Genomic DNA, 5,660 nt, shown 5'->3' on the forward strand with positions numbered 1-5,660 from the left:
GTCAGCAAGTGGTTGACATCCACTTCCGGCCCGAAGAGCCAGGCGTTTCCCGTCTCGGCACGGATGCGCGTGGCCGCAACCATATAGCAAAGAGAGAGAATAACCAGTAATGCCGCGATGAGTGGTTGCATTCCGGCGACGATGCAGAAGCCGATCATCAGGCCCGTGGAGACCAGCAGGCCAATCGCAGCCGTTCGGTAGCTAAGCGCCTCGTCGGTGTCATCGAGATCGCCGGACTCACTCTTAGAGCCGCCAAACGCCATCGAGACTACTTCCTTGACATAGCTTCGCGCCAGCCAGAGCGGGACGAGGGCGAGGGCCAGAAACGCGCCCGCACCCTGCTGCCCGATAAAGGGAAATGTCGCGCGCTGGGTTCCGGTCATTCCGGCGTCTATGTTCAGCGCCGCCCCAACGACGTTCTCAAGGCGTGTGAGGAGAAAAAAGAACCAGCCGGAAAAAGTGACCTCGACTGGAATAAAATACGCGACGCCTACCACAAACGGGTAGAACGAGAGTGGCGTGCGGCCCATCGCGTTCCACGGGGGGCTGGAGACGATGGAGGGCAGCTGCGCTAGGTCAATGTCGGCGCGGAGCGAGACCAGCGGAAACTTTGGGTCGTTGAGCGCGAGCGTGTTGATGAGGGCCACCGAGAACGGCAGCACCATCCCCGCCCAGAAAAGTTTGTTGCGAAAGAGCGAGGTTTTGGAGTCATTCGCGCCCGCCTCAACCAGCGCAAGCGGCAGGGCGACCGTTGGGAAGCTGAGTTTCTCGCGATCTACCCACTGGCGGCGCATGAGCGAGACCAGACAGAACGTTGCAAACGTGAGCGTCAGCAGAAAACCGACCCAGACAAATAATTGGGGAGCCCAGAGGCCCCACGGCGGCGTGGTCTTGCCCTTGTAAAATCCGTCGAGCACTTCCGGGTTAGTCTGCGCCATCCAGTGGGGCACGAAGCGATGAAACGTCGAGGCCCAGGCATTGGCATCCGTGGCGTAGTGAAACGAGGCAACAATGGTCGGCACCAGAAAGTGCAGCTGCCCCGAGGAGCTGAGCACCGTGGAAGTCGTGACCATCACGTAGACCATCAAGATCTCCGCCGCCGAGAGCGCCGACTGCGGCAGCATCCGTCGCAGCAAGAGATTCACTCCCGCCACCCCAAAGATCAGGGTCACCGCCCCCACGGGAGTCGCTGTGGCCGCAATCGCCGAGTGGCCCTGCACCCCACTCATCACCAGCTCAGCGTAGTGTATCCACAAGTTGGTTAGCACCGTCAGCCCCAGCCCCAAAAGCACCGAGCGCACCGTCAGTCCCAGAGCCCGCGTGTTTTCAAGAGCCCGCGCGTTTTTCATGGGGGTATTGTACGTCATAAATGTTTTTGAAGAAATAGTTGTCTGCATAAGTGTTTTTTTTGACGGGTAAGGCTTTTTTTGAAAAAACACTTGATATAATTGTTTTCATGGAGCCCTGTGGCTACGCCTGGCTGATTCGGCATTTTTCTCTTCCACACTTTCCTCTGAGCCACTCCTCACAGATAGGGAGAATCAAGAGTCAGGCAGTCGATGCGCAAGGCCGTGTCCACGAGACCTTTCCGCAGGGTTATTGGCCTGGCGAGGCCGTTTTAGATCATGTTGTCTTCGCACTGAAGTACGATGGCGTAGAGCTGGCGCTTCTGGCGACTCTTTTTCCGCACTTGGATTTACAGGCGCTCGCCCAATGGATTGATCAGCAGCCGACCAGTAAGTATGCCTGGCGGATAGGTTTCCTCTACGAGTATCTCTTGCGGAAGACGGTTCCTGTCGCGGATCGTCGGCAAGGAAACTATGTAAATGTTCTCGATCCAGAGCGCTATGTCGTGGCGAGTAATACGCACCGAATTAGTCGCTGGCGGCTGAATAATAACCTTTTAGGGAGTCATTGGTTTTGTCCGATAATTCGACGGACGCCAGGGGTGCTTGTCGCAGAGCGGCTTGTCATTCGTGAGGCTCTGGAGAAACTCCGCGAGAGCTATCCTCCCGAACTCTTTCAGCGGGCCGTCAATTACGCCTATTATAAGGAGACTCGTTCCTCTTATAACATTGAACAAGAAAAACCAAGTCCCCAACATACAGAGCTTTTCGTTGCCCTTCTCCGAAAAGCAGGGCGTGTTGTTTTGTCATGGGAGATGCTCTTTGCCGAGGCAGGACTCATTCCTCTCCAGAATGCTATTGTTGATGAACGGTACCGTGAAAAAGGTTTCCGTACTATCCAGAACTATGTGGGCGAAGCGCGACGAATCGGAGAGATGCGTGTTCACTACATTTGTCCGCCTCCTGATTTGGTGGATAAATTGATGCACGGGTTGGCTTTTTGCGCACAAAGCACAGGAGCAGCTCCCGTCGTACAAGCCTCCTTGTTGGCATTTGCCTTTGTGCTGATTCATCCCTTTGAAGATGGCAATGGTCGTCTGCATCGCTTTCTGATTCACGACGCGCTGGCCCGTAGTGGCTTCGTCCCCGAGGGATTTTTCTTGCCCCTCTCAGCCGTCATGCTCCGCAAACGCGACGAATATGATCGGGCTCTGGAGTGTTTCTCACGCCCTTTGCTTGCGCTGGCAGATTATACCCTTTCCCCGGAAGCCGAACTGACGCTCTTAAATGCCAGTGTTCTGGAGCCATTTTACTGTTTCCCTGATCTCACTTTTGCCGTGGAGTATCTTGCGCCCGTGATTCAGGAGAGTATCGAGCGGGAGCTAACCGACGAGCTGCGCTATCTTGAAAGCTACGATGCTGTGCGTGAGGCACTGGTACGTATCGTGGATATGCCAGACCTGCGGTTGGATTTACTCTTGCGCCTTCTGGGCCAGAATGGTGGACGACTCTCCAAAAAAAAGCGTAACGTTTTTACCGAGCTAAGCGACGATGAGCTGGCGCGGATGGAGGCTGCGTTCAGGGAGATCGTTTTAGACTCGAATGTACCCGGCTGAACAGCGCCAGCAAGACACTCAGCTCATGGCGTGTCGGGTCGAGGCGGCGAAAGAGCGCTTTCACGAGCGCGGGCACGGGGCTTGGCGTGCCAAGTCGCACAAAACCGCTGGCCTCCATCACACCGTCTAAGTGCCGGTCAAACTGCACGAACTCATTCTCCGTCGGCGCATCGGCAACTGCTGCCGCAACTTGCTCTCCCGGCAGACTCCGCGTGATCTCGTAGAGCGTGAGCAAGACCGACTGCGCCAGATTGAAGCTCGGGTAGGCCGCCGCCGTGGGAATACGCACGACCCAGCGGCACAGACTCAGGTGCTCGTTACGCAGGTCATCGTCCTCCGGGCCAAAGACCAGCGCCGTGGTGCGACTCATGCGCTCGGGGAGCTTCTGGGACCACTGTGGCAGGCTGATATAGTGCGCCGGGTTCTCGCCCTTGCGCAGTGCCAGCCCCACCACTTCCTGCATGCCGTCGAGTGCCTCGGGGAAGCTCGCGTGAACCGTCATCGCGTCCAGGATCACCGACGCATCCCGCGCCGTGACACAGGCCCGCTCCCGATCATAGCCACGCGGTGCCACTAAGTGCAGGTGCGAAAACCCGAGGTTCTGCATCGCCCGCGCCACCGAGCCGATATTGAGGCTCTCCTGTGGCTCGATCAGAATGATATGGAAGTTGTTCAGGCGAGCACCGCACGACGGATTGGGATGAAGTCGTAGCCGAGTGTGCAGAGAATTTTCTGGATGGTGGCAAGCTGAGGGTTTCCTGTGGGTGAGAGGGTTTTGTAGAGGCTTTCACGGCTCAGGCCGGTGGCTTCCGCAAGCTGGCTCATACCACCACGTGCCTGGATGATGTCGCGAAGAGAGACCAGAAAAGTTGCCTGGTCGGCTTCCCAGCCTGATTGAAGATACTCCAGCGCAAACTCAGGATCGCGCAGGTCTTGCTGAATTGTTTCTGAAAACTCACGAAGTGGCATTTTCTTCTCCCTACTCTGCCTAGCAGATTATTTAGTCACCGCCAGCACTTTCAGCTCCACATGAATCCCACGCGGGAGCGCCGAGACTTGGATGGTCGTGCGGGCGGGGCGAATCTGGCCTAAATACTCGGCGTAGATCGCGTTGTAGGTGGCGAAGTCTTTGTCTAAGTCCGTCAGAAAGCCGGTGACATCAACGACGTTTTCCAGGCTGGCACCGGCGGCCTCTAAGATGACTTTCAGGTTGTGAAAAACGCCGTGGACTTCGTCGGCGAAGCTTATGGGCAGCTCTTTCTCACCGCGCTTGTGAGGGCCGAGGCCGCTGATAAAGAGGAAGTTGCCCACGCGGCGGGCGTGGGGATAGGCGGCGACGGGGTCCGGGCCGCTCGGGGCCATTAGTTCTGTTCCATTCATGCGTTGTACACTACAGAGAAAATTGGATTTGCGCAAGCTGGATGCCCATGATAAAATCCGGGGGTTGTCTTGACAGAGGTTGACAAAATTATGTATGCAGTGATTCGAACGGGCGGCAAACAATATCGTGTCGCAGAAAAAGATACTATCGTCGTTGAGAAGCTGGAAGGCTCCGAGGGCGATGTCTTGACCATTGAGGATGTCTTGTTTCTTGGTGGCGAGACTCCCGTGTTTGGTACTCCGACAGTGAGTGGTGCGAAAGTGACCGCGACCATCGTGAGCCAGGGCAAGGGCAAGAAGATTAATGGCATCACCTATATCAAGGTGAAGAACCACCAGCGCCACTATGGCCACCGCCAGCTGGAGACCCGTCTGCGCATAGACTCCATCGCTGCGTAGGCTCTTTATAGAGAAGGAAAACAGAAAATGGCACATAAAAAAGGGGTAGGCTCGTCCCGCAACGGCCGCGATTCCAACGCCCAGCGCCTGGGTGTTAAGGAGTATGCCGGTCAGTACGTCACCGCCGGTTCCATCCTGATCCGCCAGCGTGGTAGCGAGTTTGATCCCGGTAAAAATGTCGGGCAGGGCAGCGATTACACGCTCTTTGCCAAGATCAACGGGGTCGTGAAATTCGAAGGCCACAAGCAGACACGCCGTATCTCGGTGTATGCAGTGGCTCCTGTCGAGGAAGTGGCGCCCGCGAGCGCATAAGCTTTCTGACGAAAGAAACTCAGGCCCGGTCTGCTTGGCAGCCGGGCTTTTGCTTTGGGGTACCCCATGTTTATTGATGAAGTTGAAATCTGGCTGATGGCGGGAAGTGGCGGCGCGGGTGCCCTGACTTTTCGCACCGAGAAGCACGTCCCTCGGGGCGGCCCCGACGGCGGTGACGGTGGGCGTGGGGGCTCTGTGATCTTTGAAGTGGATCCAAACCTCTCCACCCTGCTAGATTTCCGTCCTGGCAAAAAATACCGAGCGGAGCGGGGCGAAAATGGCCTGGGCAAGCGGCAGTTTGGCAAGCACGGCCCCGATCTCGTGCTGAAAGTGCCCCCTGGAACCCAGATCCGCGATGCCGAGACCAAAGAGCTCCTGTCTGACTTGGCCCATGTCCCGCAGCGAGAGACCCTGGTGCAGGGCGGGCGTGGCGGACGGGGCAATGTCCACTTCGTCACCAGTGTCCATCAGACTCCCAAGTTCGCCGAGAAAGGCGAACCGGGCGAGGAGCGACGGGTCAAGCTGGAGCTGAAGCTGCTCGCTGATGTCGGGCTACTGGGCTATCCCAATGTGGGGAAGTCCACACTTCTGGCTGCGGTGAGTGCGG

7 protein-coding genes and 1 pseudogene are annotated in these 5,660 nt (G+C 57.1%); 4 read left to right on the forward strand and 4 right to left on the reverse strand.

What is annotated here, in order from left to right; genetic code table 11:
* Nucleotides 1-1,349 (reverse strand): DUF6785 family protein (locus ACH2EH_RS06235; RefSeq protein WP_395139974.1); only part of this gene is annotated, 1,349 nt, incomplete at its 3' end.
* A gap of 107 nt (nucleotides 1,350-1,456) precedes the next feature.
* On the opposite strand from ACH2EH_RS06235, the gene ACH2EH_RS06240 reads away from it, so the two are divergent.
* A complete protein-coding gene (locus tag ACH2EH_RS06240) occupies nucleotides 1,457-2,962 on the forward strand; it encodes a Fic family protein (RefSeq protein WP_395139976.1) in 1,506 nt (501 codons plus the stop codon).
* On the opposite strand, the gene ACH2EH_RS06245 is transcribed toward ACH2EH_RS06240, so the two are convergent.
* The 3 genes from ACH2EH_RS06245 to ACH2EH_RS06255 are packed head-to-tail and all read right to left on the reverse strand — an operon-like array spanning nucleotide 2,925 to nucleotide 4,342.
* A complete protein-coding gene (locus ACH2EH_RS06245) occupies nucleotides 2,925-3,686 on the reverse strand; it encodes an RNA methyltransferase (RefSeq protein ID WP_395139984.1) in 762 nt (253 codons plus the stop codon). The two genes, ACH2EH_RS06240 and ACH2EH_RS06245, sit on opposite strands and share 38 nt — an antisense overlap.
* Nucleotides 3,635-3,931, reverse strand: a complete 297-nt coding sequence (locus ACH2EH_RS06250; RefSeq protein WP_395139978.1) for an addiction module antidote protein — start codon at nucleotides 3,929-3,931, stop codon at nucleotides 3,635-3,637. Before ACH2EH_RS06250 ends, ACH2EH_RS06245 begins: the two co-directional genes overlap by 52 nt.
* Before the next feature lie 27 nt (nucleotides 3,932-3,958).
* Complete coding sequence (locus ACH2EH_RS06255) at nucleotides 3,959-4,342, reverse strand: RidA family protein (RefSeq protein WP_395139980.1); 384 nt, start codon at nucleotides 4,340-4,342, stop codon at nucleotides 3,959-3,961.
* Nucleotides 4,343-4,432: 90 nt separating this feature from the next.
* Here ACH2EH_RS06255 and rplU point away from each other — a divergent pair, with 90 nt between their 5' ends.
* The 3 genes and pseudogenes from rplU to ACH2EH_RS06270 all read left to right on the forward strand — a co-directional run.
* A complete protein-coding gene (rplU, locus tag ACH2EH_RS06260; RefSeq protein WP_309691279.1) occupies nucleotides 4,433-4,741 on the forward strand; it encodes a 50S ribosomal protein L21 in 309 nt (102 codons plus the stop codon).
* A gap of 27 nt (nucleotides 4,742-4,768) precedes the next feature.
* On the forward strand, nucleotides 4,769-5,053 hold the full coding sequence (gene rpmA / locus ACH2EH_RS06265) for a 50S ribosomal protein L27 (RefSeq protein ID WP_395139982.1): 285 nt from the start codon (nucleotides 4,769-4,771) through the stop codon (nucleotides 5,051-5,053).
* 66 nt (nucleotides 5,054-5,119) lie between these two features.
* Nucleotides 5,120-5,660 (forward strand): annotated as a pseudogene (locus tag ACH2EH_RS06270) (GTPase ObgE); the annotation flags it as partial.

It is taken from the genome of Armatimonas sp., assembly GCF_043760365.1.
Classification (GTDB): Bacteria; Armatimonadota; Armatimonadia; order Armatimonadales; family Armatimonadaceae; genus Armatimonas.

Excerpts from the sequence above, each read along its gene's own strand:
- ACH2EH_RS06240 (WP_395139976.1), top strand. The coding sequence starts at position 1,457 with ATGGAGCCCTGTGGCTACGCCTGGCTGATTCGGCATTTTTCTCTTCCA.
- ACH2EH_RS06250 (WP_395139978.1), bottom strand. The coding sequence starts at position 3,931 with ATGCCACTTCGTGAGTTTTCAGAAACAATTCAGCAAGACCTGCGCGAT.
- ACH2EH_RS06255 (WP_395139980.1), bottom strand. The coding sequence starts at position 4,342 with ATGAATGGAACAGAACTAATGGCCCCGAGCGGCCCGGACCCCGTCGCC.
- rplU (WP_309691279.1), top strand. The coding sequence starts at position 4,433 with ATGTATGCAGTGATTCGAACGGGCGGCAAACAATATCGTGTCGCAGAA.
- rpmA (WP_395139982.1), top strand. The coding sequence starts at position 4,769 with ATGGCACATAAAAAAGGGGTAGGCTCGTCCCGCAACGGCCGCGATTCC.